This is a genomic window from Plantibacter sp. MPB07 (assembly GCF_046619465.1).
Lineage (GTDB): Bacteria > Actinomycetota > Actinomycetes > Actinomycetales > Microbacteriaceae > Plantibacter > Plantibacter auratus.
Window position 1 is genome coordinate 1,562,254 of the sequence record NZ_CP177043.1, and the last position, 24,533, is coordinate 1,586,786.

Here is a 24,533-nt window from a genome sequence, read left to right on the forward strand (position 1 = left end):
CGCAGGCAGCCCGGAACCGCTACCAGGGGCGATCGGCGAAGTTCCCGTTGTCGTTGTTCCGACCGCGGTTCTTGGCGTCCTCGGTCGACTTGTCCTGCTGGGCGTCCTGGCCGGCGTCCTTCAACTTGTCGACCTTCCCGTCGACCTCGCTGTCACCGGTACCGCTCGAGCCGCTCGAGTCGCCGTCGCCTTGTCCCCCGTTCGAAGGATCCTGCTGGCCCTGCCCGCCGGACCGGTCGCGCTGGTCGGTCGCATCCTGACGTTTGCGGTCGATGCGATCGCCGGTGTCCTGCAGGTTCTCACCGGGCGTGCCCTTCGGATCGATCACGTCGGGCTGCTGCCCGGTTCCGCCCTGATCGCTCTGGTCACCCTCGTCACCCTGATCGCCCTGGTCACCCTCGTCACCCTGATCGCCCTGGTCCCCCTGGTCACCTTGACCGCCCTGGTCGTCCTGACCTCCTTGACCACCTTGATCACCCTGGTCCTGCGGGTCCTGCGGGTCCTGCGGGTCCTGGGGGTCCTGCGGGTCCTGAGAGTCTTGCGGGTCCTCGTTCTGATCCTGGGACTCCCCCTCGAAGCAGCCCTCGCCCTCGTCGACGATGCGCTTCGCGGTGTCGTAGAGGTTGATGGCGCCCTGGAAGAACTGGCCCTTCACGTACTCGTCTGCCTGGGTCTCGTACGCGCGCGCCAGGTTGACCCGGACGATGCAGGCGGTCTCCTCCGTCGGCGCGAGCTCGAGCGCCTTGCCGAGGTCGTCGGCCCCCTGCACCCAGTCCTGTCCGGCCGCGGCCGCGGTGCCCCGGTCGAACCAGGCGATCCACGGCTCGACGACGTTCGCCGTGAAGAGGTGGCCCGCGCTCAACTGCGCCCCGGAGTAGTCCTCGGCGCGGTACTCGGCGATCGCCGACTGCGCGACGACCGGCAGACTCACGAACTTGACCCCGACGACGAGGGCGACGAGGACCAGCGGAAGGGACCACCAGAACAGCCGACGGCGCAACCGGGCGACCTCGGCCGGGGCCAGCGGCGGACGCCGCGGTTCCTCGAGTCGTGGCCGTGGCTCAGGGCTGCGCGGCGCATCGTCGGACCGGTCGGTGCGGGTCCGATCATCGAAGAGGGTCATGCCTGCCCACCCTTCGTCCGTCGGAGCTCGCCCAGCGCGCCGACCAGGCCGGGGAGCTCGGTGAGGAGCAGCACACCGAACCCGAGCGCGAACACCCAGTACAGCTCATCGGTGCGCCGGATGTCCACCTCGTCCTCGACGGTGACGCCGCCGACGGCGAGGCCGTCGAGTGCGTCGTCGAGCGACGCACCCGGTGTCCTGATCTCCGACTCGACGCCGAGCTGCGACGCGATCGTCTCGAGTGCGCCCGGATCCAGCCGGGACACGGCGGGCTCACCGGTCGAGTAGTCCTGGATGTAGCGGACGCTGCCGTCCTGGTATCCGGAGAACTCGCGCATGGTCCCACCGGCCTCGGTCCCATAGCCGAGCACGCCACCGCCGCCGATGAGCGGTGCGATGCTCTCGAACGACCCGGGGGCCGCGCCACTCGTCTGCTCGCCGTCACCGAGGTAGAACATGATCCGGTTCCGACCCGGCTCCTGCTCCTCGGCCTGGGTCAGCAGCGTGGTCATGAACTCCACCGGTGCGTCGATGCTGCTGCCGCGGGAGTAGGTGGTGATCTCCTGCGTCATCGCCTCCGCAGCCGACCGGAGCGCCGTCGCGTCCGTCGTGAGGGGCATGCGCTGGACGGCCACGGCGTCGAACGTCACGAGGGCGTATCGGGCACCGGCCAGCCGGTCGGCGATACCGGTGATGTCGGCCTTCGCACCGTCGAGTCGGGTCGGCGGCTTCGGGGCGCCGTTCTCGTCCGTCCCCGACGCGGTCTCGTCCGGCCAGTCCTCGGCAGCCATCGAGCTCGTCGTGTCCACGACGAAGTAGACGTCGAGGTCGCCCATCGCGGACGGTGGGCGATGGTTGCCGGGGATGGTCGGTCGGAGGGCGATGATCACGAGCACGACGACCATGGCCAGTCGGGCGATCCAATGCCAGGCTCCTGGCCGCCGCACCCCGGCGAGGAACTGCCAGACGGCGAAGGCCGCGAGGACGGTGCCGAGCACGGCGACGGCCCAGATCGGCAGAACGGGGGTGATGGTCATCGGCGCAACCTCCAGGCGAGCAGCATGAGCGCCGCGAGGCCGCCGAACGCCGCCAGCACGAACACGAACGGCTCGTCGACCTGCACGAGCTGTTTGGCGCCCTTCAGCGTCTTCGTCTGCTCCGCCGTGATCTGCTGGACGATGCCGCCGACCGCGCCGGGGTCGGCGAGCGCGTAGTAGTCCCCGCCGGTGGACGTCACGACCTCGTCCATCTCCGCGGCGAGGTCGTCGAGGTAGTCCTTGCTGGAGACGTCGCCGGGGTTGATCCCGTACACCGTCACGTCCTGCGCCTTCGCGTAGGCGCCGGCCTCCTTGAGCGTGAGGATCGGCTCGCCCGCGACGTAGTTGTCGGTCGCGAGCACGATCGAGCGCGACCGTTCCTCGCCGACCTGGTCGAACCGCATGACGCAGGACCCGAGACCGTCGCCGATGAGGGACGAGCCGTTCCCGAGATCGGTGCCGTTCCAGTACTCGTAGTCGCTCTCCGGCGAGGTGAGGTCCTCGACGAGGTGGTCGAGCTGCGCTGCCACGTAGTCGTAGTCACTCGTCAGCGGGAAGTACGTGGTCGCGGACGCGTTGAACAGGACGAGCGCGATCCGCTCACCGTCGAACCGCTGCACGAGCTTCTCGAACACCCCGACCAGCGCGGCGTCGTACTCCGTCATCGACCCGGACACGTCGAGGCAGAGCACGATGTCGCGGTTGCGCAGTTCGGGCTGGAACACCGTCGTGCTCACCACGCGTGACCCGAGGGCCGTGCCGGCGAGCAGCAGCACCCCGAGCGCGGCGATCGTCGCGATGATGAGGCGCCGGTACCGCGACAGCGCGCGACGGTAACCGGGGAGCGCGGTGAGCCGTTCGGAGTGCGCGACCCACAGGGGCTCGGCGTTCGCCTTCCGGCGCCGCCCGGTGCGGGCCACGAGGACGACGACGGCGACCACCGCGGCCACGGCGAGGAGCCAGACGAGCGGCATCCACCAGTAGATCAGCTCCACGTCGTCACCACCTGGCGGGCGAGCGTGGCGGCCTCGGCGACGCTGCCCGTCTCGGCCTCGCGGAACTCGACCGGGTAGTAGGCCGACACGGCACGACTGAGTGGCGCGAGTCCGGCGCGATCGAGGTCTGCGAGGGTCATGACCTGGGCGCGGACGCCGCTGGACTCGTGCGCGTACATCCGGAGGATCGCGCCGAGCCGTTGGTGGGCGCGCCGCGTACTCAGGGCGCCGTCCCCGTGCTCGCGCTCGATCTCGCCGATGAGTGCGAGGTAGCGGTCGCGCAGGACGGTCGGCGACGGCTGCGGCGCCGGGCGCGGCGCGCTCCCGCGCGCGCGACGGCGCACGTGGGCGAGCATCCAGACGTACCACCCGATCACGAGCGCGATGAGCACGAGTCCGAGCACCGGCCAGAGCAGCGTGTACTGGACCGGTGCGTAGTAGCCGTTATCGCCGGGCATGTCGGTGGGCCTCGAGGAGGTGGAAGAGGACGGGGACGACGTCGTCGGCTCCGGTCACGCGCTGACCGCTGATGCCGAGTTCCTCGAGCTGGTCGAGGTGTCGGGCGGTGGCGCTGGTGACGGCCTCGGTGAACTCACGACGGAGCGCGTCGTCCGACCGGATGAAGGCAGGCAGGGACCGCTCGTCGGCGACGTCGACCATCGCTCGACCGGTGTACTCCGCCCGCATGAGGTCGGCGTCGCCGACCGAGATCCAGAGCACCTCGTGCTGGACGTGCAGGCGGCGGAGGATCTCCGACCGCTTCGGCGTGATCTCCTCGTCGTCCGAGACGATCACGAGCAGACAGCGCTGCTTGACCGACCGTGCCGCGTAGCCGAGCAACTCGTCGAGATCGCTCTGGGGTGCCGCGAGCGACGCACGCCGGTCGATGTGCTGCAGCAGGCGCTCGAGTGCCGATTCGGTGCCGGCGGGTCGGACGAGTTCCGGTGCGGCGGCATCGCCGGCGACGAGACCGACGAGGTCGCCGTGCCGGATCGCGAGGTATCCCAGGATGCCGACCGCGAGGATGGCGACCTCGCGTTTGGTGCTCCCACCCTCGGCGAGCGCCGCGAGATCACGACCCGTGTCGACGACGAACAGCACCTGGTGTTTCCGCGTGGCGATGTAGCGCTTCACGAGTGGAGCGCCGTGTCTGGCCGTCGCCTTCCAGTCGATGTCCTTGATCTCGTCGCCCGGGGTGTACTCGCGGAGGTCGTCGAAGTCGAGGCTCCTGCCCTGGAACACGGAACGGTACTCGCCGTCGAGCATCCCCCGCACGCGGCGGTGGGCGTGGATGAAGAGTTTGGACTTCACCCGGTGGAGCAGCGGGGCTGACACGGGCCTACGGCGCCTGGACCGCTCCGAAGACGGCGTCGATGATCGTCTCGGGCGAGACGTCGTCGGCCGCGGCTTCGAAGTTCAGGATGATGCGGTGCCGCAGCACCTGGTGGCGGTAGCCCTTGACGTCCTCGGGGATGACGTGGTCGCGGCCGGCGAGGATCGCGAGCGCCCGCGCGACGGTGCTGAACGCGATGCTGGCGCGCGGGCTCGCCCCGTACTCGATGTAGCTCGCGAGCTTCGGCGGCAGGTAGTCGCTCGCGTGGCGGGTGACGTAGACCGTCTGGACGATGTAGTTGAGGATCGATGCGTCGAGGTAGACCCGCTTGGCGAGGGACTGCAGGAACAGGACGTCCTCGAGGCTCACCCCCGGGCGGTCCTGGTCGGTCTCGTAGAGCCCGGAGTTCACCCGACGGACGATCTCGGCCTCCTCGCCGATCGTCGGGTAGTCGAGCACCTCCTTGAGGAGGAAGCGGTCGAGCTGCGCCTCGGGCAGGTGGTACGTGCCCTCCTGCTCGATGGGGTTCTGCGTGGCGAGGACGAAGAACGGCTTCGGCAGCGGATAGTGCGTGCCGCCGATGGAGGTCTGGCGTTCCTGCATCGCCTCGAGCATCGCGCTCTGGGTCTTCGCGCTCGACCGGTTGACCTCGTCGAGGAGCACGAAGTTCGCGTGTACGGGCCCGAGCTGGGTCTGGAACGCGCCCGTGCGGGCGTCGTAGATCTGGGTGCCGATGATGTCGCTCGGCAACAGGTCGGGGGTGCACTGGATGCGTTTGAACGAGGCGTTCACCGCTTGGGCGATCGATTCCGCCGCGGTCGTCTTCGCGAGTCCTGGGACGCTCTCGAGCAGGACGTGTCCGCCCGAGACGAGCGCCGCGAGCAGGGTGGTGCGCAGGCCCTGCTGGCCGACCACCTTCGCATCGTAGGCACCGACGATCTCGGAGAGGATGCTGCGGGCCCGCTGCAGCTCGGCTGGCGCGATGGGGGTGCTCGGCGTCACGGTCACTGGTCTCCCTGGCGAGGCTGGCGGTCCGGACGGATGACCGTCGAACGCGGATCCGCCTGGTGGAACCCGGCGGTCCGAACAGTCTACGTGTGAAGATCCGGAGCTCGGACGCGTCGGCCACCGGATGGCCACCAGGGCGTCGGCCGCCGTTCGCCCACCGTCCCCCTCGCGTCCACCGCCGCTTCCTACCGTGGATCGATGACATCTGCAGCGCACGGGAGGCACCCGGAGACCGACGGCGCGACGGCGATCGTCCCGGTCAGGGGCGGTTCGAAGGGGATCCACCGCAAGAACCTCAGGACGGTCCGCGGGAGCACCCTCATCGCGCGATCGGTCGAAGGGCTGCTGCGGTCGGGTGGCGTCTCGCGCGTGGTCGTCACGACCGATCACCCGGACCTCGCCGCCGCCGCCGTCGCCGCCGGTGCCGAGGTCATCGACCGGCCGGCCGAACTCGCCGAGGACAGCACCTCCTCCGAGGCCGCGCTCCTCCACGCGCTCGGCGTCCTCGCGGAGCGCGGAGAGCTGACCCCCGTGACGGTGTTCGCGCAGGCGACGTCGCCCTTCCTCGACGTTGAAGCACTCGACGACGCCGTCGCCCTGGTCTCCTCCGGGCGGGCGGACTCCGTCTTCGCCGCGGTGCTCGACCACGGATTCCTCTGGACGGAGAAGACGAAGGGTGCCCGAGGGATCGGTCACGACCACCGCGAGCGGCCCCGGCGACAGGACCGCGCCCCGCAGTACCGCGAGACCGGCTCGTTCTACGTCTTCGACACGGACGGCTTCCTCGAGGCCCGGCACCGCTTCTTCGGCCGGATCGCGCCGGCTGTCACCAGGTCCTTCGCCGCGCTCGACATCGACGAACCGGAGGATCTGCTCGTCGCCGAGGCGATCGCCGGACTCGCCGAACGTCAGCTGGGCATCCCGTCGGGCTCCGAGCGTTCGGAGCACCACCTCGACGTCGACGCCGTCGTCACCGACTTCGACGGGGTCCACACCGACGACCGCGCCAGCATCGACGCCGACGGGGTCGAACGGGTGAGCGTCCATCGCGGTGACGGCCTCGGCGTCCGTCTGCTGCGCGAGGCCGGGCTGCCGTTCCTGATCCTGTCGACCGAGCGGGTCCCGATCGTCGCCGCACGCGCGGCCAAGCTCGGCGTCGACGTCGTGTACGGCTCGGCCGACAAGGCGACCGCGCTCCGCGACTGGGCGACGGCGAAGGGCGTCCCACTCGACCGCATCGCGTACCTCGGCAACGACGTCAACGACATCCCGGCCCTCGAGATCGTCGGCTGGCCGGTCGTCGTCGCCGATGCGCACCCGGAGGCCCGTGCCGTCTCCCGGCTCGTCCTGGAACGCCGAGGCGGCGACGGGGCCGTCCGCGAACTCGCCGACCTCGTCCTCGCCGCACGCGCGACCCTCGACCCCCTGAAGCTGTCCACGCTGCAATCGAACGGAGCACGACCATGAGCATCCACCAGGACGCGAACGACACCACCGACCTCGACGGCCGGACGCAGCCGTCTCCCGTGCGCATCGACGGCATCCCCGTCGGCGGCGGCGCCCCCGCGTACGTCATCGGGGAGATCGGTCTCAACCACAACGGCGACGTGGAGCTCGCGAAGCGACTCATCGACGTGGCCGCCGACGCCGGCGCACAGGCCGTCAAGTTCCAGAAGCGCACGCCGGAGATCTCGACGCCGGCGCACATGCGCGACGTCCCGCGGCAGACGCCGTGGGGTGAGATGAGCTACCTCGACTACCGCTACCGGGTCGAGTTCGACCGTGAGCAGTACATCGAGATCGGCGATCACGCCACCCTGCGAGGCCTCAGCTGGTTCGCCTCCCCGTGGGACGAACCGTCGGTCGACTTCCTCGAGGACCTGGGCGTCAGCGCGCACAAGGTCGCGTCCGCCTCCGTGACCGACTCGGGCCTCCTGACCCGTCTCGCCGCGACCGGGAAGCCGATCATCCTCTCGACCGGCATGTCGACGCTCGAGCAGATCGACCGCGCAGTCGAGATCCTCCGGGGCTCGCCGCTGGTCATCCTGCACGCGACCTCCACGTACCCCTTGCCCGCCGAAGAGGCGAACCTCCGGATGATCGACAGCCTCGCCGCCCGGTACCCCGGTGTGCCGATCGGGTACTCCGGCCACGAGACCGGTCTGCAGATCTCCCTCGCCGCGGTCGCCCTCGGGGCCACGATGGTGGAACGCCACATCACGCTCGACCGTGCCATGTGGGGCTCGGACCACGCCGCATCGCTCGAACCGCACGGCTTCTCGAACCTCGTCCGCGACATCCGGGTCATCGAGACCGCCATGGGCGACGGCGTCAAGCGCATCTTCCCCGGCGAACTCGCCCCGCTCGCGAAGCTGCGCAGGGTCGATGCCTGATCATCGGCCCCGCCGTCGGGTGATCGGGGTGGTGGACTCCGACTCCTTCGTGAAGTGGGGCGCCGCCACCCTGTCCCGCGCGACCGGCTGGGACGTCGACCTCGTCCTCATCGAGAGCGACGTGTCCGCCACGGACCGGCAGGTGGACATCGCCCTGCTCCACACGGCGTTCGAGGGGCGGACCGTTCGTCGCCTGTCGCTCCGACGACTCGTCGACCTCATCCGGACCGAGCAGCCGGACGGCGTGTTCGTCTCCACACGTGGCCCGGTCGCCGAGGTCGTCATCTCGGAACTCCTCGCGCTCGGGCGCGCCACCCGCCCGGTGCTGCTCACCGGTCTGCCCGGCATCTCGATCCCGGCGAAGTGGAAGGGGATCTTCCTCCGCGCGCAGGCGGACGTCTTCGTCCTGCACAGCCATCGCGAGGTCGCCGCCTACCGTGAACTCGCGCTGACGCACGGGGTCGAACCGGCGTTCGCGCTCGCGACCCTGCCGTTCCTGACGGACACGGCGACCGAGTCACCGGCCGAGCCCGCCCCGCGTACCCGGGTCGTCTTCGCCGCCCAGGCCACCGTCCCGGCCGATCGCGGCGACCGGCTCCGGATCCTGTCCTGGCTGCGGACCCTCGCGAACCGGCACCGCGACCTCGACGTCGTGATCAAGGTGCGCGGCCTCGCCGGCGACCCGCAGACCCATCACGAGCACTACCCCTTCGACACCCTCCTGACCGGTCCGACACCCGACAACCTGCGGGTCGCCACCGGGTCGATGGCGGTCCACCTCGGCCACGCGGCCGGGCTCGTCACCGTGAGTTCCACCGCCGCGATCGAGGCCATCGCGGCCGGGGTCCCGGTCATCCTGCTCGACGACTTCGGTGTGGACCCGGCACTCATCAACACCGTCTTCGAGGGCAGCGGGCTGTTGGCTTCCAAGGACGACCTCATGGCCGCCCGGTTCCGGCACCCGAACCCGGACTGGCTGCAGCAGAACTACTTCCACCCCGCCCTGGAGGACGACTGGATCCAGCGGTCGGAGGAGGCGTTCGCCGCGCGCGACCTCGGGACCCTGCCGATCCGTCCTCGGGCACGACAGAGTCGCGGCGGCATGCTCCGCACCGGTTGGGAGCGGCGTCGGGCGTTCGGGCGGGCCGACACGAGCGCGCTGGGCACGGTCGCCTTCGTCATCGGTCGGCCACTGCAGATCGCTCGCCGTCTGGTCCGTCGCGCTCGTGGCGTCCAGCCGGCCGAGCGCCAACCGATCCCCTCCCGTCGGCTCGCGCCGATCGAGACGGAGACGCCGGTGCGCGCTCCGCACGGGGCTCGTCACCGCACGGCCCGCTGACGGGAGCGCCGCTCGACCGGAGACTGGTCGGGCGGCGCTCCAGGCTCAGTTGGAGCCGACCGTCACCACCGGAGCACCCGTGGAGGTGTCGTCGGCGGGCATCTCGGCGGCCAGACGGTTGGCCTCCTGGATGAGCGTCGCGACGATCTCCGATTCCGGCACCGTCTTGATGACCTCGCCCTTGACGAAGATCTGGCCCTTGCCGTTGCCGCTCGCGACGCCGAGGTCGGCTTCGCGTGCCTCTCCGGGGCCGTTCACGACGCAGCCCATGACCGCGACGCGCAGTGGGACGCTCATCCCCTCGAGGCCGTCGGTCACGTCGTTCGCGAGCTTGTAGACGTCGACCTGCGCGCGCCCGCAGCTCGGGCAGGAGACGATCTCGAGCTTGCGCTCGCGGAGGTTCAGCGACTGCAGGATCTGCAGCCCGACCTTGATCTCCTCCGCCGGCGGCGCGGAGAGCGAGACACGGATGGTGTCGCCGATGCCCTCGGAGAGCAGGATGCCGAAGGCGGTCGCGCTCTTGATCGTGCCCTGGAAGGAGGGACCGGCCTCCGTCACGCCGAGGTGCAGCGGCCAGTCACCGCGCTCGGCGAGCAGCCGGTAGGCCTTCACCATGACGACCGGGTCGTTGTGCTTGACGGAGATCTTGAAGTCGTGGAAGTCGTGCTCCTCGAAGAGGCTCGCCTCCCAGACGGCGCTCTCGACGAGCGCTTCTGGGGTCGCCTTGCCGTACTTCTGCAGCAGACGCGGGTCGAGGGAACCGGCGTTGACACCGATGCGGAGGGAGACGCCGGCGGCCTTCGCGCGCCGGGCGATCTCGCCGACCTGGTCGTCGAACTTCCGGATGTTGCCGGGATTGACCCGGACGGCCGCGCACCCTGCGTCGATCGCGGCGTAGACGTAGGCGGGCTGGAAGTGGATGTCGGCGATCACCGGGATCTGACTCTTCTTCGCGATGATCGGCAGCACCTCGGCGTCGTCGCGGGTCGGGACGGCCACGCGGACGATGTCGCAACCCGAGGCCGTGAGCTCGGCGATCTGTTGGAGGGTCGCGTTGATGTTGGTCGTCTGGGTCGTCGTCATCGACTGGACGCTCACCGGGGCGTCGCCGCCGACGAGCACCTTGCCGACCTTGATCTGTCGCGACTTGCGCCGCGGGCTGAGCGTCTCGGGAACCGACGGAAGACCCAGATTGATAGCTACCACGAGCCTCAGCTTACGCGCGCGACGCCCCGCAGGCTCCCCGTGAGCTGAATGCCTGCTGGGACGTCGCGATCCACGGTCAGCGCGCGGGCGGCGCCTCGCGATTCGCACGCAGGACGCCGAGCCGCTCCCGGTACTCGACCTCGTCGATGTCGCCCTGGGCGAAGCGCTCGGCGAGCGTCTGCTCGGCGCTCCGGGCCCCGTCCTGACGCCAGGCCCACGGCGGGCCCTGGTGGCCGTCCGGGGACGCCCCGGACCAGGCTCGGCGACGCCACCGCCGACCGACGAGCGCGACGATGAGGACGATCACGGCGATCCAGAACGCGGGGATGAGCAGCAGCCAGAGGAGGTGGAAGCCCGGCCCGGGACCGCCGGGATGCATGGCGGTCGCGGCGAGCACGATCAGGGAGGTGGACATGGAGGACTCCGTTCGTCGGGCGGACGACGACCGTCGTCCGCATCACGACCCCGAGCCTCCTCCGGATGACGGCCGAGGGCATCCGACGACGGGACGGATCACCGCACTCCCCCGGGAGTACGACCACCCGGCGCTCAGACGCCGGGACTGACGAGCCCGGTCTCGTAGGCGATGACGACGAGCCGGACCCGGTCGCGCGCGGCGAGCTTCGACATGATGCGCGACACGTGGGTCTTCGCCGTGAGCGCGCTGAGGAACAGCGCCCCTCCGATCTCCTCGTTGGTGAGTCCGCGTCCGACGAGACCCAGCACCTCGCGTTCGCGCTCCGTGAGCCCGGCGATCGCGGCGTCGTCGAGCGGCGCGGCGATCGCTCCGGCGACCTGGGTGAGCAGCCGCCTCGTGACCCCGGGCGACAGCAGGGCGTCACCCGACGCGACCACTCGGACGGCCCGGATGAGCTCGGCCGGCTCGGTGTCCTTCACGAGGAAGCCGCTCGCGCCTGCCCGGATCGCCTGCGCGACGTACTCGTCGAGCTCGAAGGTGGTGACGACGATGATGCGGGTGGCCCCGAGCGCCGGATCCGCGACGATGGCCTCGGTGGCGGCCAGGCCGTCGCCTCCGGGCATCCTGATGTCCATGAGCACCACGTCCGGTCGTTCCCGACGCACGACGATGAGCGCCTCGTCCCCACCGGCCGCCTCACCGACGACCGCGATGTCGGGCTCCGCATCGAGGAGGGCGCGGAATCCGCCGCGGATGAGGGCCTGATCGTCGGCGACGACCACGCGGATCATGCGACGCCTCGGACCGGCACCCGGGCCGTGACACGGAAGCCGCCGAGCGGACGCCGCCCGGTCTCGAGGGTGCCGCCGAGGAGCTCGGCGCGCTCGGTCATGCCGAGGAGGCCGTTGCCGTGCTCCGCGGGGCCGGGTGGGGCACCGACCCCGTCGTCCTCCACGAGCAACCGGTAGGACCCGTCGACCTCGACGAGCTCGACGGACACCCGTCCGGCCCGCGCATGCCGGAGGACGTTCGTGACGCTCTCCTGCGCGATCCGGTACAGCGCCTGCTGCACGGCCGCGCCGGGCGTGGAGACGAGGCGCAGCTCGAGTACCGCGTCGACGCCCTGGTCCCGGAGGGACTGGACGAGGACTGGTAGTGCCTCGAGATCCGGCCCCGGTCGCCTCGGCGCGCCGGTCGTGGGATCCTGGGCCGCATCGGCACCACGGAGGACGTCGAGGAGGCCACGGACCTCGTCGAGCGACGCCTTGCTCGACCCCTTGATGTTCGTCAGAGCCTCCCTGGCACGTTCGGGCTGGGTGTCCATGAGATGCAGGCCCATGCCGGCCTGGACGGTGATCTGCGCGAGCGAGTGGGCGACCACGTCGTGCAGCTCACGGGCGATGCGCACGCGCTCCTCCTGCGCGGCTGACGCCCGGCGTTCACCTTGACGCCGGCGATCCGCGTCGAGCTGTTCGCGCCGGGTGCGGAGTCCCTCGGCGAGGAGGACGGCGACGATGACGAGGGCGGTCGTGGCCCCGACACGGAAGCCCGACACCTTCCAACCGACGGCGAGCGCGACGGTCAGGGCGAGCGCCCACCCGAGTCCCAGCGACGGATAGGTCCAGCCGCGCGCTCCACGGACGATGCCGGAACCCGCGGCGAACGCCAGCGCCACGGCGGGAGGACCCCAGGTGGGACCCGTCAGCATCGAGGCGCTCGACAGCACGGCGACCGCCGCGACCGTCGGCCCGGGCGACCGCCTGGCAGCGAGCAGGCAGAGCACGCCGGCGAGTGCCAGGAGGACGGCCGAGGAACGGGACCACCCCGAGGCACCGGCACCCGGGCCGAAGGAACCGTGGAGGGCGAGCACCGCTGTCGCGGGCACCTGGACGAGGAAGGACACCACCACCGGCGCCCAGAGGCGCCAGACGGGGCGTCCGGGTCGGCGATCGCTCGGCGTCGTCCAGGGTGCCGAACCCGTCTCGACCGATGCCATCCCTGCATGCTACTCGCGGGTCGGAGCCGCCGCGTCGCCCGCACGGAGCCTGCACCGTACTCCCCGGGGAGTACGGCCGTACCGGGATGGGACGGTCCCGCGGGCTCCGGTCGCGTCGGCCTAGCCGAAGAGGTTGACCGGCTTGACGATGTCGGCGTACACGAGGAGCGCGCTCATGCCGCCGAGGACGATCACCACGCCGAAGGTGAGCGGGATGAGCTTCGCCGCGTCCACCGGTCCCGGGTCGCGACGTCGGAAGACCTTCGCGAAGCGGCGACGGATCGCCTCCCAGAGCGCTGCTGCGACGTGCCCGCCGTCGAGGGGCAGCAAGGGGATGAGGTTGAAGACGAAGAGCGCGACGTTGAGCGACCCGAGGATGCCGAACACGGTCGCCGCCTTCGACGCGACGGGGATCTCGTCGAGGCTGACCACCTCGCCCACGACCCGTCCGACGCCCACGACGCTCATCGGCCCGTTGGGGTCGCGCTCGCCGGATCCGAACGCGGCCTGCCCGACGTCGATGAGTCGCTGGGGCAGGTTCAGGATGATGTTGGCGGTCCGGGCGATCGTGTCGCCGACCGTCGGCAGGATCGTGGTGACGGGCTGCGCCACCATCTGCTGCTGCGGGGTGATGCCGACGAAGCCGACCTCATGGGTCTTCGCCGAGCCGTCGGCGTTCGTGACGATCTTGCCGGTCTCGGCGTCGACGACGTCCCGCTCGAGCAGCAGCGGCGTCAGGGTGAGGTCGAGTCGCTGCTCTCCGCGGGCGACCTCGAGGGCCAACGGCTTGCCCGGCGAATCCTGCACGGCCGCGGAGATCTCGGCGAAGGTGGAGATCGGGGTGCCGTCGATCGAGAGGATCGTGTCGCCCGGCTTCAAACCCGCGGCGGCCGCCGGACCCTGCGGATCCCCAGCTGCACAGCTCTGGCGGTCGCTGGTGGACGGCAACACGCACTCGTACACCGAGGTCAGCGTGCTGCTCTGCTGCGGGACGCCGAACCCCGACACGGCGATACCGATGAACAGGACGGCGAGGACGAGGTTCATGAACGGCCCGCCGAGCATGACGACGATCCGCTTCCAGACGGGCAACCGGTAGAAGGTGCGCTCCTCGTCGCCGGCGCCGATCGTGTCGGCACTCGCCTCCCGCGCGTCCTGGACCAGCGTGTCGAAGAAGCCGGTGCTGGCGTTCCGGGCGGCACCGCCGGGCTGCTTGGGCGGGAACATGCCGATCATCGAGATGTAGCCGCCGAGCGGGATCATCTTGACGCCGTACTCGGTCTCGCCCTTGCGGCGCGACCAGATGGTGCGACCGAAGCCGATCATGTACTGGGTGACCCGCACGCCGAACAGCTTCGCGGGCACGAGGTGACCGACCTCGTGCAGCCCGATGGACACGATGAGGCCCACGAGCACGATCACGATGCCGAGGAGGTAGAGGAGGACGGATTCCACGGCGTAACCCTACTCGCGCGGTCGGGTCGCCGGCTGCACGCCGGCTGTACGGCCGCTCGGAAGCTTCCGACGATGGACGGGCAGGTCAGCCGATGCGCTGCTGCGCGCGAGCCCTCGCCCAGCGCTCGGCCTCCGCGAGCGCCTCCCGGGTGAGCTCGCCCTCGGGCGCCTCGTGGTCGTCGACGACCGCGCGGACGGTGTCGAGGATGCCGAGGTAGCCCAGCCGACCCGCGTGGAAGGCCGCAACGGCCTCCTCGTTCGCCGCGTTGAACACGGCCGGATAGGTGCGGCCCTGTCCGCCCACGAGCTTTGCCAGCCGCACCGCCGGGAAGGCCTCGTGGTCGAGGGGCTCGAACGTCCACTGCTGGGGCGAGGTCCAATCGAGCGGGACGCCCACGCCTGGGACCCGGTTGGGCCAGTCGAGCCCGAGGGAGATGGGGAGCCGCATGTCGGGCGGTGAAGCCTGGGCGATGGTGGAACCGTCGATGAACTCGACCATCGAGTGGACGATCGACTGCGGGTGGACCGTCACCTCGATGCGGTCGTACGGGACGTCGAACAGCAGGTGCGCCTCGATCACCTCGAGACCCTTGTTGACGAGGGTCGCCGAGTTCGTCGTGACGACGAGACCCATGTCCCAGGTGGGGTGGGCGAGCGCCTCGGCCGGCGTGACGCCGGCGAGCGACGCGCGGTCCCGTCCGCGGAACGGTCCTCCCGATGCGGTCAGGACGAGCCGCCGCACCTCGGTGGCGGTGCCGGAACGGAGCGCCTGGGCGATCGCGGAGTGCTCGGAGTCCACGGGCACGATCTGGCCGGGTGTCGCGATCCGCCGCACGAGGTCACCACCGACGATGAGCGACTCCTTGTTCGCGAGCGCGAGCGTCCTGCCCGTCTCGAGGGCCGCGAGGGTCGGGCCGAGCCCGATGGAGCCCGTGATGCCGTTCAGCACCACGTCGGCGTCGACGCTGCGGATGAGCCGCTCGGCGTCGGCCGCGCCCAAGGCCGTGTCGTCGACGTGGAAGGCGGCGGCCTGCTCGGCGAGGAGCTCGGCGTTCGAACCGGCCGTCAGGCCGACGACCTCGAAGCGGTCGCGGTCACCCCGGATGACGTCGAGTGCCTGCGTGCCGATCGAGCCGGTTGATCCGAGGATGATGACGCGTCTCACGGCGGTCAGTCTACGTCGGCGGCGGTGCGGGCCGCTCAGCCCGCGGCGGGAGCCGTGGTGCTGCTCGCGTCGAGGATGTCGATGACGAACACGATGGTGTCGTCGGCCTCGATGCCCGCCTGGCTGTTGCCGCCGCTCGGCCCGTACCCGAGGTCGGGTGGGATGACGGCGATGACCTGCGATCCGATGTGCTGGCCGGCGATGGCGCTCGAGAAGCCCTTCACCACGGCGGACAGCTGGAAGTTGGTCGGTCCGTTGCCCCAGCTCTCGTCGAAGACCTCGCCGGTCCGCCAGTTCACACCCTGGTAGTTGATGATGACCTCGGCGTCGGGCTGCACCACCGCTCCGTCGCCCTGCTTGAGGACCGCGACCTGGAGATCGGCCGGAGCGGGCTCCTCGGGGATGGTGACCGTGGGTCGTCCGGCGGTGTCGAGCTCGACCGCGGGCATCCCGGCGACGGGCTCCTGCGGGACGCCGTCCGCCTTGGCGTCGCTGTGCACCGTGCTGAGGACGTCGGCCACGACGACCAGCGGCTGGTCGGCCTGGACCGTGCCGTCGCTCGACCCTGCGGAACCGAACCCGTCGCCCGCCGTGACGAACGCCGCGACGCGGGATCCGACGTTCGTGCACTCGACGGCGCGGACGAGGCCCTTCAGGTACTTCTGGTCGTTGACCACGATCGCCGTCGCCGGGCTCGCACCGTAGGCGGTCTGCGCGACGATCGACCCGGTCACGGCGTTGTAGATCGACATCTCGACGAACGTCGTGTCGCCGGGATCGACCCGCTCTCCGTCGCCCTTGGCCACGATCGTGCGTTCGGTCGTGTCTGCGGCGAGGGTGCCCTTCGCGAAGGTGACCTCGGGGATCGAGCCGAAGTCGCCACTGACGCTGATCGCCTTGGACGCCTTGCCTGCGCTCGTGTCGGCGCACTCCCCCGGACTGGGAAGCGCTTGCGACTGCGACGTCGCCGAACTGCACGCGGTCAGCGACACGAGGGACGCGATGACGGCCAGAAGGCAGAGGCTCTTGCGCACAGGGGAACTTTCGGTCGTTGCTGAGGGGTCGGTCCAGTTTCACCCACCAGGCTCCATGCTGGCTGACAGCGCGCCGAACATCCGCGGTGGGTGGTCACACGTGAGTATGCCGGGTCGCGCATGCGTCGCCGGGTACAGTCGTGCGCATGGCCGATGAGGAGCAGACGCAGCGACGCGCCCAGGAACCCTCCGACCAGACCACGGTCGAACCGTCGACGGACGACACGGTGTCCACGCCCTCGAAACCCGGTGTCGTCTACTACTTCGGACGAGCCGTCCTGAACACGACGGCGAAGCTGCTCTACCGCCCCAAGATCATCGGCCGGAAGAACGTCCCGAAGCGTGGGCCGGTCATCCTGGCGAGCAACCACCTCTCGTTCATCGACAGCATCGCGATCCCGATCAGCGCGCCACGACGGGTGCAGTTCCTGGCGAAGTCCGATTACTTCACCGGACGCGGTCTGAAGGGCTGGGTCTCGCGCACCTTCTTCACCTCGATCGGCGCGGTCGGGGTCGAACGTGGCGTCGGGCAGGCGGCGCAGGAGGCGCTCGACCAGGGACGCCGGATCCTCGAGAGCGGCGAGGCCTTCGCCATCTACCCCGAGGGCACCCGGTCGCTCGACGGACGGTTGTACCGCGGCAGGACCGGTGTCGCCTGGCTGGCACTCACCACGGGCGCGACGGTCGTCCCGGTGGGCCTCATCGGCACCGACGACCTCATGCCGGTGGGCACCACGATCCCGAAGTTCAAACCGGTCACGGTGATCTTCGGTGAACCCATCGACGTGAGCCACCATGGCCCGGCGACCTCAGGACGCGCCAGACGTAAGGCGACGGACGAGATCATGGCGGCGATCCACGCCCTCACTGGCCAGGAGCTCGCGAACGCCTACAACGAGTCGCCGCCCGCCGACACCGTCGAGCGCATCAAGCGCGCCTTCCGCCCGGAACGGCTCTGAGCCGCGGCGTCGGTCCACTCCTCAGGTGGTCGTCGCGACCACGATCGTCGGCTCATGACGGACCGGGAAGTTCACCGAGTTGGCGATGAAGCACAGCTCGTTCGCGCGGGCGTGCCCGGCTCGCGCCGCCTCGACCATCGACGCATCGGCGACCGTGACCTGCGGACGCAGGACCACCTCCGTGAACGCACCGCTGCCCGCGCCGTCCTCGACCATGGTCCCGACAGCGTCGTCCGTGTAGGCCGTCACCACGACACCGAGGGTCACGGCGACGTGCAGGTAGGACAGGAGATGGCACTGGGCGAGGGCCGCGAGGAGCAGCTCCTCGGGGTTCCATCGACCCGGGTCGCCGCGGAACGGTTTGTCGGCCGAGCCCTCGAGGTCGTGCTTCCCGGCGGCCGTCACCGTGAGCTCCCGGGAGTAGTCCCGGTACCCGCTCGTGCCCGTCCCGAGGTCTCCGTCCCAGCGGACGCCGATGGTGTAGTCGTGGTGGCCCGTGATCATGCCACCAGTATCCCACTGGCCTCTCCGCCGCGGCCCGCGTTCGCGGCCCCGCTGTCGGGAGGTCGCGCTACGCTGGAGGACTATGACTGACACGCTCGACACCACGGACCAGACGACCGCCTCCGCCCCCAGCGTGACGCAGGAGCGTCGCATCGTGACGGGCGTCCCGGGCCCGCGCTCGCAGGCGCTGCACGCCCGCCGGACCGCCGTCGTGTCCGATGGCGTGTCGAGTGTCCTCCCGGTGTACATCGAGCGCGCGCACGGCGCGATCGTCGTCGACGTCGACGGCAACCAGTTCATCGACCTCGGTGCCGGTATCGGTGTCACCACCATCGGCCACACGGAGTCCTCCGTGGTCGGCGCCGTCCAGGACCAGGCGGCCGACGTCCTGCACACCCTGTTCACGATCACCCCCTACGAGGAGTACGTGCGCGTCGCGGAGCTGCTCGCCGAGCACACCCCGGGCGACTTCGCGAAGAAGTCGGTGCTCGTGAACTCGGGCGCCGAGGCGGTCGAGAACGGCGTGAAGATCGCTCGCAAGTACACCGGTCGGCGGGCTGTCGCGGTGCTCGACCACGGCTACCACGGTCGCACCAACCTGACCATGGCGATGAACTACAAGGCCGCCCCCTACGCGACCGGCTACGGTCCGTTCGCCGGCGACGTCTACCACGCCCCCAACTCCTACCCCTACCACGACGGCCTGTCCGGAGCTGCGGCTGCGGCCCGCACCATCGCCTACCTCGAGAAGCGCATCGGTGCCCCCGACCTCGCATGCCTCGTCGTCGAGCCGATCCAGGGCGAGGGCGGCTTCGTCGTCCCCGCGGAGGGCTACCTCCCCGCGCTCCAGGAGTGGTGCACGGCCAACGGCGTCGTGTTCATCGCCGACGAGATCCAGAGCGGCATGGCGCGCACGGGCGAGTACTTCGCGAGCTCGCACTTCGGCCTCGTCCCCGACCTCGTGCTGAGCGCGAAGGGCATCGCCGGCGGCCTGCCGCTCGCAGCGGTCACGGGGCGCGCCGAGATCATGGACGCCAGCCAGCCCGGCGGGCTCGGCGGCACCTTCGGCGGTAACCCCGTCGCGTGTGCCGCGTCGGTCGCGGTCTTCGAGTCGATCGAGTCCCGTGGACTCCTGGCCGAAGCGGATCGCATCGGTGCCACCCTGACGGCGGCGCTGCTCGAGCTCCAGGGCAAGTACGACATCATCGGCGACGTCCGCGGCATCGGCGCCATGATCGCGATGGAACTCGTCCAGCCGGGTACCGCCTCGACGACGAAGGAGCCCAACCCGGCCGCCGTCAGCGCCATCGCCGCAGCCGCCGCGCAGCAGGGCGTGCTCGTCCTCACCGCCGGCACCTACGGCAACGTCCTCCGCTTCCTCCCGAGCCTCGCCGTCTCCGACGAGCTCATCGCGGACGCGATGACGGTCATCGATCAGGCGCTCGCAGCACTGTGAGCACGACGGTCCCCCAGACCTTCCACGTCGCGGACGCGGTGGAGTTGGCCGTCGTCGAGCGCAGCGGCTTCATCGAGTCACGACACGCGGGATCGGCGATCGTCCTCGGGCCCGAGGGCGAGGTCCTCGCGAGCCTCGGAGCACCGGACGCACCGGTCTTCCCCCGCTCGTGCCTCAAGCCCTTCCAGGCGATCACGATCATGAACGCCGGGGTGTCCCTCGAGGGCGCTCAGGCCGTGCTCGCGACCGCGAGCCATGCGGGCACCCGGAAGCATGTCCAGGTCGTGCGCAGTATGCTCGGCCGGGCTCGGATCGAAGACTCGGCGTTGCAGTGCCCGGCCGATTGGCCCGGTGATCGCGCGTCCCGCGACGAGCTGGTCCGGGACGGCCTCGGCACGAGCCCCCTGTACATGAACTGCTCCGGGAAGCACGCGGCCATGCTGCTCGCCTGCGCTCAGAACGGGTGGGACCAGGCGACGTACCTCGAGCCCGACCATCCGTTGCAGCTCGCCGTCCGCGACACCGTCGAGCGCTTCACCGGCGAGAAGCCCGCCGCGAGCGGGGTCGACGGCTGCGGGGCTCCGGTGTACGCGATCTCCCTGACCGGACTCGCACGTGGCATCGGACGCGTCGTCAACTCCTCCCCCACCTCGCCGTTCGCCCTGTACCGGAACGCCGGGCTGCTCACGGCGGCGGTGCTCGCCAACGGCTGGGCACTCGACGGACCCGGCCGGGCGAACACGCTCGTCATCGAACGCCTCGGCCTGTTCGCGAAGCTCGGTGCGGAAGGCGTGATGGTGATGTCGGCACCCGGCGGCGCGACCGTCGCGCTCAAGGTCCTCGACGGCTCGCTCCGGGCGTCGACGATCGTCGCCCTCCGACTGCTCGTCTCGGTCGGGGCGCTCGATGCGGCCGCCGTCGACGCCCTCGAACCGGAACTCGACCTGGCCATCCACGGCGGAGCCGCCGTCGTCGGCCGGATCGCCGTCACCGCGGTCTGACCGCCCGGCCGACAGCCTCGGCCGCTTCGGGTCAGGAGCCGAGCAGGTCCACACGCATCGCCTCCTGTCCGGCCCGCCACCACCAGGCACGGCCGCTCGCATAGCCGAGGAGCGGGGGGAGTTCACGGCTCCTGGTCACCTGCCGGAAGTCGGCGGCGGAGCAGCCGTGGACCACCAGGTCGGCACCGGCTGTGCTCGGCGGAAGGTCTCGCCCGACGACCAACCGGCCCGACAGCCACGTCTCGGGGTCGACGAGGACGACGATCGCGGCGTCGTCCTCCAGGACGTCGCTCTCGACGCCCGCGACGCCCGCGAGCGGTGCGGACGGGAACAGCTGCGCTGCCGGTTCGATGAGCCGCACGCGTCGCTCCGTCCCGGTCGAGCGCTGCAGCATCGCCCGGACCGCTCCGGTCGCGCGCGTGACGATGACGGTCGCGCGTTGCGGGCTCGGTCGCCAGCGGTGGACCCCGGGCGCAGAGGACGGTGACGCCTGCGACGGTGGAGCGAGCGCGATCTGCACTTCCGAGTCCTGCCAGTGCGCGCGGCCGGCGGGTCGGCGTGGATCGAAGCAGGAGGCGGGTGCGCCGGCGACGAGATGATCCTGCCGATCGGCGAGGCGGAGGACGAGCGTGCTGCTCAGCTGAGCCGAGAACCGGTGGACCACACCACCGAGCCGGGAGGCGACGAGGACGACGCTGATCCCGCGGCGTCCCCCGTCTCGAAGCAGGCCGAGCAGCGCATCGCGGAGGGCGGCGCCGTGCTCGTCCCCGGCGGTCGCGAGGAGCGACTCCACGTCGTCGACCAGCAGGAGGGTGCGCTCGGTCGGGCGGAGCGGATCCGACAGCGCCATGACGGTGTCCCAGGCCTGCTCGGCATCCTGGCCGACGCGCTCCACGCGGAAGCGATCGCGCGCGCCGACCTCGAGCGTGTCCAGCAGGGTCGTTCGACCGGAACGTCCGGTGCCGAGCACCAGCAGCGAGCCGTCGTGCTCCGGACACCACACCGCGGGGCGTTGTGCCTGCTCCTCGGGGAGGTCCGCGAGGCCGAACACGATACCCTCCCCGGGAAGACAGTCGACACCGGTGCTCTCCGAGCCTCCGGCACGTCCCGCCTCGATCGCCGAGACAGCGCTCAAGGCCAGGCGTGCCGGCAGGGGGTCCAGCCATGGTCGCCGAGGTGCAGGCGCGTCGCGCCAGCGCTCACGGACCGCGAGGATGTCGTCGGACGTGGTGACCGCGGACTGGAACACGAGTCGTCGGTCTCCGTTCCAGACGATGCAGCGGCCCGGTGTTCCGGCCGGGATCGCGGCCGCATCGGGCACACCGAGGATCGCGGCGCTGTCGGGGCGCGAGGTGACCCGGAGCGAGAGGCGGAGCGTGCAGTTCGCGAGGATGGCGTCGGCGGCGACCGCCGCAGGACGCTGACTGCAGAGGATCAGATGCAGGCCGAGTGATCGCCCGCGGGCCGCGAGGTCGGCGAACACCTGATGGAGGTGCGGGCTCGCGTCGAGCAGTGCCTGGAACTCGTCGACGACGACGACGAGCCGTGCCGGGCGATGCTCCGGCAGGAGCACGGGGTCGAGCAGGTGCCGCGCCCCGTGTCCGGCGAGCACACGCTCGCGGTGGCGCAGCTCGGCACGCAGACTCGACACGACGCGGTCCGCCGCTCCCGGTTCGAGGTCGGTCACCATCCCGACCACGTGCGGCAGAGTCTCCACCGCTTGGAAGGAGGCGCCGCCCTTGCAGTCGACGAGGAGCAGGGAGAGCTCCTGCGGCGAGCACTGCGCGGCGAGAGCCGTGATCCAGGTGATGAGCAGCTCGCTCTTGCCGCTCCCGGTCGTGCCGCCGACCAGTGCATGGGGTCCGTCCGCTCCGAGGTCCAGCAGCTGCACGCCCTCGACGCCGGTGCCGACGGCGACCCGGAGCGCATCGGGCCGCCAGTCGGATCCCACCGACGGGCGACGGCCCCGCACCGGATGCACCTGCGCGAAGGCGACGTCGGTCGGCAGACTCGAGAGGGTCGGGGACTCCCCCGTCGTGAGTGCGGCGGCGGTGAGCGCCTCGACGACGTGTTCCGCTTCGGCCTCCGCGAGCAGGGTTGGCGACACCGGCACGGACGTGGAGGCGCCGGTACCGTCGGCGAGGACGGTCTGGCCGTCGGTATCGAGGACGAGCAGGTGTCGGCAGCGGGTGGGGATGAGCTCGACAGTGTCGGACAGGGCGACGAGTACACCGCCGGTCGGCGGGCGTCCTCCCGATCGCCCCGCGGCGGACCCGACCGCTTCCCAGCGTTCGACGACCGAGACGAGGGTCGGCTCCGCCGGTCGCCCACCGGGCATCGGGTCGGCGGGGTCCGAGACCGCACGGTGCGGGAGGTCCTCGAGGAACGCCCAGGTGCGGTCGTCGGGAGCCGCGGGCTCACCGGAGAACTGCGCTGCCTGCGGCGGGAGCTGTCGGGCGAGCTGCAGGAGGATGCTGCGGGCCACCGCGCGCGCGAACACCTTCCCACCGACGATGCCGATCCCCTCGACCGCCTCGACCACGACCGGCGCCTCGGACAGCCGTGCCGCCCACTCCCATCGGTCGTCGTCCGCCCCCGCGTCCACTCGGACGGCACTCCTCGTCTCCCCTCGCCCGACGCAGACGAGCGTGCGGCGGGCCTCCGGTACCCGCCACCTGGCACGATCGGGTCCGTCGATGACCCCGAGGAGCCGACCGGCAGGGTGGAGTGCTCGCAGTTCCTCGCGTTCCTCGACGTGTGCTCGCGCGATGTCCTGCTCCAGCTCCTGCGCCGCAGCGTCATACGCCGCGCGCGCCCGCCGTCCGCGCCGACGTCTGGTCCAGCGTGCGTCGATGTAGCCGGCGACGGCGATGAGGGGCCCGAGCGCGGCGAAGACGAGGGTCACGGGTGAGCCGGTGATCGCGAACAGGGCGACCGACCCGACGACCGGGGCGAGACTTGCGAGGATCGGGAGCGACCCGGTGGGCGGCTCTGCCGGCGGGCTGGGGGCACGGAGGCGGGCCGGCGTCGTCGCGGGCCGGTGCGAGGTGGTCGCGGAGGGCGTCACGTCCGAAGGGCTCATGGCTCCAGTGGAGCACCCTGCGGCCCTGACCGGCTGACGGGACGGTCCGACCGGGCGCGAAGCCCGCGCGAGCAGCGGCTGTGGAGCGGGCTCAGGAGGCGGGCTGCTCGACGCTCTCGTCGACCGCCGCGATGTCGAGCACGATGACCGAGACGTTGTCGCGTCCGCCGTTGTCGAGGGCGGCACGCAGGAGGAGTTCGGCCGCGTCGACCGGCGTGGCCCCCTCGGTCAGGAAGTACCAGATCCCGTGGTCGGTGAGTTCCTTCGTGAGCCCGTCCGAGCAGACGAGCCATCGGGCACCGGTCTCGATCGGGAAGAGCTCGACGTCAGGTACGGGGTCGTCCGACGGTCCGACGGCCCGGGTGATCATGTTGCTGTTCGGGTGGAACTCCGCCTCCTCCGGGCTGATCGCTCCCGCGCGGATCAGCTCCTGGACGATCGAGTGGTCTTCGGTGACCTGGACCAGCTCGCCGTCCTGCAGCCGGTACACCCTGGAGTCGCCGATGTTGAAGACCGCGACGCGACCCTCGCCCTCGTCGGCCGTCAGCACGACACCGGTGACGGTGGTGCCCATGCCGAGTTCGCCCTCCTCCGCGGTGTCGATCATGTCCGCGACGGCCATGCGCAGCGCGTCGACGAGGCCGTCGACGGTGAGGATCTCGGCTCCCTCGGTGGCCTTGGTCAGGCGGTGCGCGACCGCGGCACTCGCGACCTCGCCGGCGGAGTGCCCACCCATGCCGTCGGCCACGGCGAACACGGGAGGGAGCGCCACGAAGGCGTCCTCGTTCAACTCGCGTCGCTTGCCGACATCGGTCATGCCGGCCCACGCGAGTGAGACTCGACGCCCGCCGGGCAGCGTGACGATCCGTTGCCCGTGCTCGGTCACGTCTGCTCCTCTAATACGGCTGGCGGTGGCTGATGCACCCTCGACGATAGTACGGTACCGGCCGACCGCAGGACCGCCCCACCCGGCTCGGCGGATTCCGTCCGGGGATCGGCGACGACGGATCCGGACGCCGGGGTCGGTCG

General features: G+C 70.8%; 22 protein-coding genes. 6 read left to right on the forward strand and 16 right to left on the reverse strand.

All coding sequences use genetic code 11. From position 1 onward, the window contains the following. Positions 1–19: 19 nt before the first annotated feature. From ACLIME_RS07345 to ACLIME_RS07370, 6 genes are read right to left on the reverse strand one after another with little or no spacing between them, the layout of a single operon-like run. Complete coding sequence (locus ACLIME_RS07345; RefSeq protein ID WP_411558539.1) at positions 20–1,123, reverse strand: hypothetical protein; 1,104 nt, start codon at positions 1,121–1,123, stop codon at positions 20–22. Then, a complete protein-coding gene (locus ACLIME_RS07350; RefSeq protein WP_411558540.1) occupies positions 1,120–2,160 on the reverse strand; it encodes a VWA domain-containing protein in 1,041 nt (346 codons plus the stop codon). The genes ACLIME_RS07345 and ACLIME_RS07350 overlap by 4 nt, the downstream gene beginning before the upstream one ends. Then, positions 2,157–3,155 (reverse strand): vWA domain-containing protein, encoded by a 999-nt coding sequence (locus ACLIME_RS07355; protein ID WP_137243278.1) that lies wholly within the window; start codon positions 3,153–3,155, stop codon positions 2,157–2,159. Before ACLIME_RS07355 ends, ACLIME_RS07350 begins: the two co-directional genes overlap by 4 nt. Then, positions 3,146–3,613, reverse strand: a complete 468-nt coding sequence (locus ACLIME_RS07360; protein ID WP_079002737.1) for a hypothetical protein — start codon at positions 3,611–3,613, stop codon at positions 3,146–3,148. Before ACLIME_RS07360 ends, ACLIME_RS07355 begins: the two co-directional genes overlap by 10 nt. Then, positions 3,600–4,490 carry a DUF58 domain-containing protein gene (locus ACLIME_RS07365; RefSeq protein WP_236555491.1) on the reverse strand — a complete coding sequence of 297 codons (891 nt, stop codon included), beginning with the start codon at positions 4,488–4,490 and terminating at the stop codon, positions 3,600–3,602. Before ACLIME_RS07365 ends, ACLIME_RS07360 begins: the two co-directional genes overlap by 14 nt. Positions 4,491–4,494: 4 nt before the next feature. After that, positions 4,495–5,496: an AAA family ATPase gene (locus tag ACLIME_RS07370; protein WP_064295340.1), complete on the reverse strand. Its 1,002-nt coding sequence runs from the start codon at positions 5,494–5,496 to the stop codon at positions 4,495–4,497. A 198-nt stretch (positions 5,497–5,694) separates the two neighbouring features. Here ACLIME_RS07370 and ACLIME_RS07375 point away from each other — a divergent pair, with 198 nt between their 5' ends. The 3 genes from ACLIME_RS07375 to ACLIME_RS07385 are packed head-to-tail and all read left to right on the forward strand — an operon-like array spanning position 5,695 to position 9,228. Further along, complete coding sequence (locus tag ACLIME_RS07375; protein ID WP_137243279.1) at positions 5,695–6,963, forward strand: acylneuraminate cytidylyltransferase; 1,269 nt, start codon at positions 5,695–5,697, stop codon at positions 6,961–6,963. Further along, entirely contained in the window at positions 6,960–7,889 is a 930-nt protein-coding gene (locus ACLIME_RS07380; RefSeq protein WP_124769572.1) for an N-acetylneuraminate synthase family protein, read from the forward strand. The genes ACLIME_RS07375 and ACLIME_RS07380 overlap by 4 nt, the downstream gene beginning before the upstream one ends. A 28-nt stretch (positions 7,890–7,917) precedes the next feature. Beyond that, on the forward strand, positions 7,918–9,228 hold the full coding sequence (locus ACLIME_RS07385) for a DUF6716 putative glycosyltransferase (RefSeq protein ID WP_411558541.1): 1,311 nt from the start codon (positions 7,918–7,920) through the stop codon (positions 9,226–9,228). A gap of 45 nt (positions 9,229–9,273) precedes the next feature. Here the strand turns inward: ACLIME_RS07385 and ispG are convergent, their stop codons facing one another. The 7 genes from ispG to ACLIME_RS07420 form a co-directional block, all read right to left on the reverse strand. Beyond that, complete coding sequence (gene ispG, locus ACLIME_RS07390; RefSeq protein ID WP_064295337.1) at positions 9,274–10,434, reverse strand: flavodoxin-dependent (E)-4-hydroxy-3-methylbut-2-enyl-diphosphate synthase; 1,161 nt, start codon at positions 10,432–10,434, stop codon at positions 9,274–9,276. 76 nt (positions 10,435–10,510) lie between these two features. Further along, positions 10,511–10,849, reverse strand: coding sequence for an SHOCT domain-containing protein (locus tag ACLIME_RS07395; RefSeq protein ID WP_411558542.1), 339 nt, complete (start codon positions 10,847–10,849; stop codon positions 10,511–10,513). Positions 10,850–10,983: 134 nt separating this feature from the next. Next, positions 10,984–11,643 carry a response regulator gene (locus ACLIME_RS07400; protein WP_411558543.1) on the reverse strand — a complete coding sequence of 220 codons (660 nt, stop codon included), beginning with the start codon at positions 11,641–11,643 and terminating at the stop codon, positions 10,984–10,986. Next, positions 11,640–12,848 (reverse strand): sensor histidine kinase, encoded by a 1,209-nt coding sequence (locus ACLIME_RS07405; protein WP_411558544.1) that lies wholly within the window; start codon positions 12,846–12,848, stop codon positions 11,640–11,642. The genes ACLIME_RS07400 and ACLIME_RS07405 overlap by 4 nt, the downstream gene beginning before the upstream one ends. 120 nt (positions 12,849–12,968) lie before the next feature. Then, a complete protein-coding gene (locus ACLIME_RS07410) occupies positions 12,969–14,303 on the reverse strand; it encodes a M50 family metallopeptidase (RefSeq protein ID WP_079707172.1) in 1,335 nt (444 codons plus the stop codon). A gap of 85 nt (positions 14,304–14,388) precedes the next feature. Beyond that, positions 14,389–15,468 carry a 1-deoxy-D-xylulose-5-phosphate reductoisomerase gene (locus ACLIME_RS07415; protein ID WP_411558545.1) on the reverse strand — a complete coding sequence of 360 codons (1,080 nt, stop codon included), beginning with the start codon at positions 15,466–15,468 and terminating at the stop codon, positions 14,389–14,391. A 35-nt stretch (positions 15,469–15,503) separates the two neighbouring features. Beyond that, entirely contained in the window at positions 15,504–16,502 is a 999-nt protein-coding gene (locus tag ACLIME_RS07420) for an FKBP-type peptidyl-prolyl cis-trans isomerase (protein WP_079707174.1), read from the reverse strand. 146 nt (positions 16,503–16,648) lie between these two features. Here ACLIME_RS07420 and ACLIME_RS07425 point away from each other — a divergent pair, with 146 nt between their 5' ends. Continuing rightward, positions 16,649–17,461, forward strand: coding sequence for a lysophospholipid acyltransferase family protein (locus tag ACLIME_RS07425; protein WP_159879177.1), 813 nt, complete (start codon positions 16,649–16,651; stop codon positions 17,459–17,461). A gap of 21 nt (positions 17,462–17,482) precedes the next feature. Here ACLIME_RS07425 and ACLIME_RS07430 read toward each other — a convergent pair whose 3' ends face one another. After that, positions 17,483–17,965 (reverse strand): OsmC family protein, encoded by a 483-nt coding sequence (locus tag ACLIME_RS07430; RefSeq protein WP_086473942.1) that lies wholly within the window; start codon positions 17,963–17,965, stop codon positions 17,483–17,485. A gap of 82 nt (positions 17,966–18,047) precedes the next feature. Here ACLIME_RS07430 and gabT point away from each other — a divergent pair, with 82 nt between their 5' ends. Then, entirely contained in the window at positions 18,048–19,421 is a 1,374-nt protein-coding gene (gene gabT, locus ACLIME_RS07435) for a 4-aminobutyrate--2-oxoglutarate transaminase (RefSeq protein WP_411558546.1), read from the forward strand. Continuing rightward, positions 19,418–20,422 carry an asparaginase gene (locus ACLIME_RS07440; RefSeq protein WP_411558547.1) on the forward strand — a complete coding sequence of 335 codons (1,005 nt, stop codon included), beginning with the start codon at positions 19,418–19,420 and terminating at the stop codon, positions 20,420–20,422. The genes gabT and ACLIME_RS07440 overlap by 4 nt, the downstream gene beginning before the upstream one ends. A gap of 31 nt (positions 20,423–20,453) precedes the next feature. On the opposite strand, the gene ACLIME_RS07445 is transcribed toward ACLIME_RS07440, so the two are convergent. Both ACLIME_RS07445 and ACLIME_RS07450 read right to left on the reverse strand, forming a co-directional pair. Continuing rightward, positions 20,454–23,504: an FtsK/SpoIIIE domain-containing protein gene (locus ACLIME_RS07445; protein WP_411558548.1), complete on the reverse strand. Its 3,051-nt coding sequence runs from the start codon at positions 23,502–23,504 to the stop codon at positions 20,454–20,456. A gap of 91 nt (positions 23,505–23,595) precedes the next feature. Beyond that, the gene (locus tag ACLIME_RS07450) at positions 23,596–24,390 is read right to left on the reverse strand and encodes a PP2C family protein-serine/threonine phosphatase (protein ID WP_229939081.1); all 795 of its coding nucleotides are present in this window, start codon (positions 24,388–24,390) and stop codon (positions 23,596–23,598) included. Positions 24,391–24,533: the final 143 nt, after the last annotated feature.

What these genes read in the sequence shown, in the direction of transcription:
- ACLIME_RS07395 (WP_411558542.1), bottom strand. Translation starts at nt 10,849, where the DNA reads ATGTCCACCTCCCTGATCGTGCTCGCCGCGACCGCCATGCATCCCGGC.
- ACLIME_RS07350 (WP_411558540.1), bottom strand. Translation starts at nt 2,160, where the DNA reads ATGACCATCACCCCCGTTCTGCCGATCTGGGCCGTCGCCGTGCTCGGC.
- ACLIME_RS07445 (WP_411558548.1), bottom strand. Translation starts at nt 23,504, where the DNA reads ATGAGCCCTTCGGACGTGACGCCCTCCGCGACCACCTCGCACCGGCCC.
- ACLIME_RS07430 (WP_086473942.1), bottom strand. Translation starts at nt 17,965, where the DNA reads ATGATCACGGGCCACCACGACTACACCATCGGCGTCCGCTGGGACGGA.
- ACLIME_RS07425 (WP_159879177.1), top strand. Translation starts at nt 16,649, where the DNA reads ATGGCCGATGAGGAGCAGACGCAGCGACGCGCCCAGGAACCCTCCGAC.
- ACLIME_RS07405 (WP_411558544.1), bottom strand. Translation starts at nt 12,848, where the DNA reads ATGGCATCGGTCGAGACGGGTTCGGCACCCTGGACGACGCCGAGCGAT.
- gabT (WP_411558546.1), top strand. Translation starts at nt 18,048, where the DNA reads ATGACTGACACGCTCGACACCACGGACCAGACGACCGCCTCCGCCCCC.
- ACLIME_RS07345 (WP_411558539.1), bottom strand. Translation starts at nt 1,123, where the DNA reads ATGACCCTCTTCGATGATCGGACCCGCACCGACCGGTCCGACGATGCG.
- ACLIME_RS07360 (WP_079002737.1), bottom strand. Translation starts at nt 3,613, where the DNA reads ATGCCCGGCGATAACGGCTACTACGCACCGGTCCAGTACACGCTGCTC.
- ACLIME_RS07380 (WP_124769572.1), top strand. Translation starts at nt 6,960, where the DNA reads ATGAGCATCCACCAGGACGCGAACGACACCACCGACCTCGACGGCCGG.
- ACLIME_RS07375 (WP_137243279.1), top strand. Translation starts at nt 5,695, where the DNA reads ATGACATCTGCAGCGCACGGGAGGCACCCGGAGACCGACGGCGCGACG.
- ACLIME_RS07400 (WP_411558543.1), bottom strand. Translation starts at nt 11,643, where the DNA reads ATGATCCGCGTGGTCGTCGCCGACGATCAGGCCCTCATCCGCGGCGGA.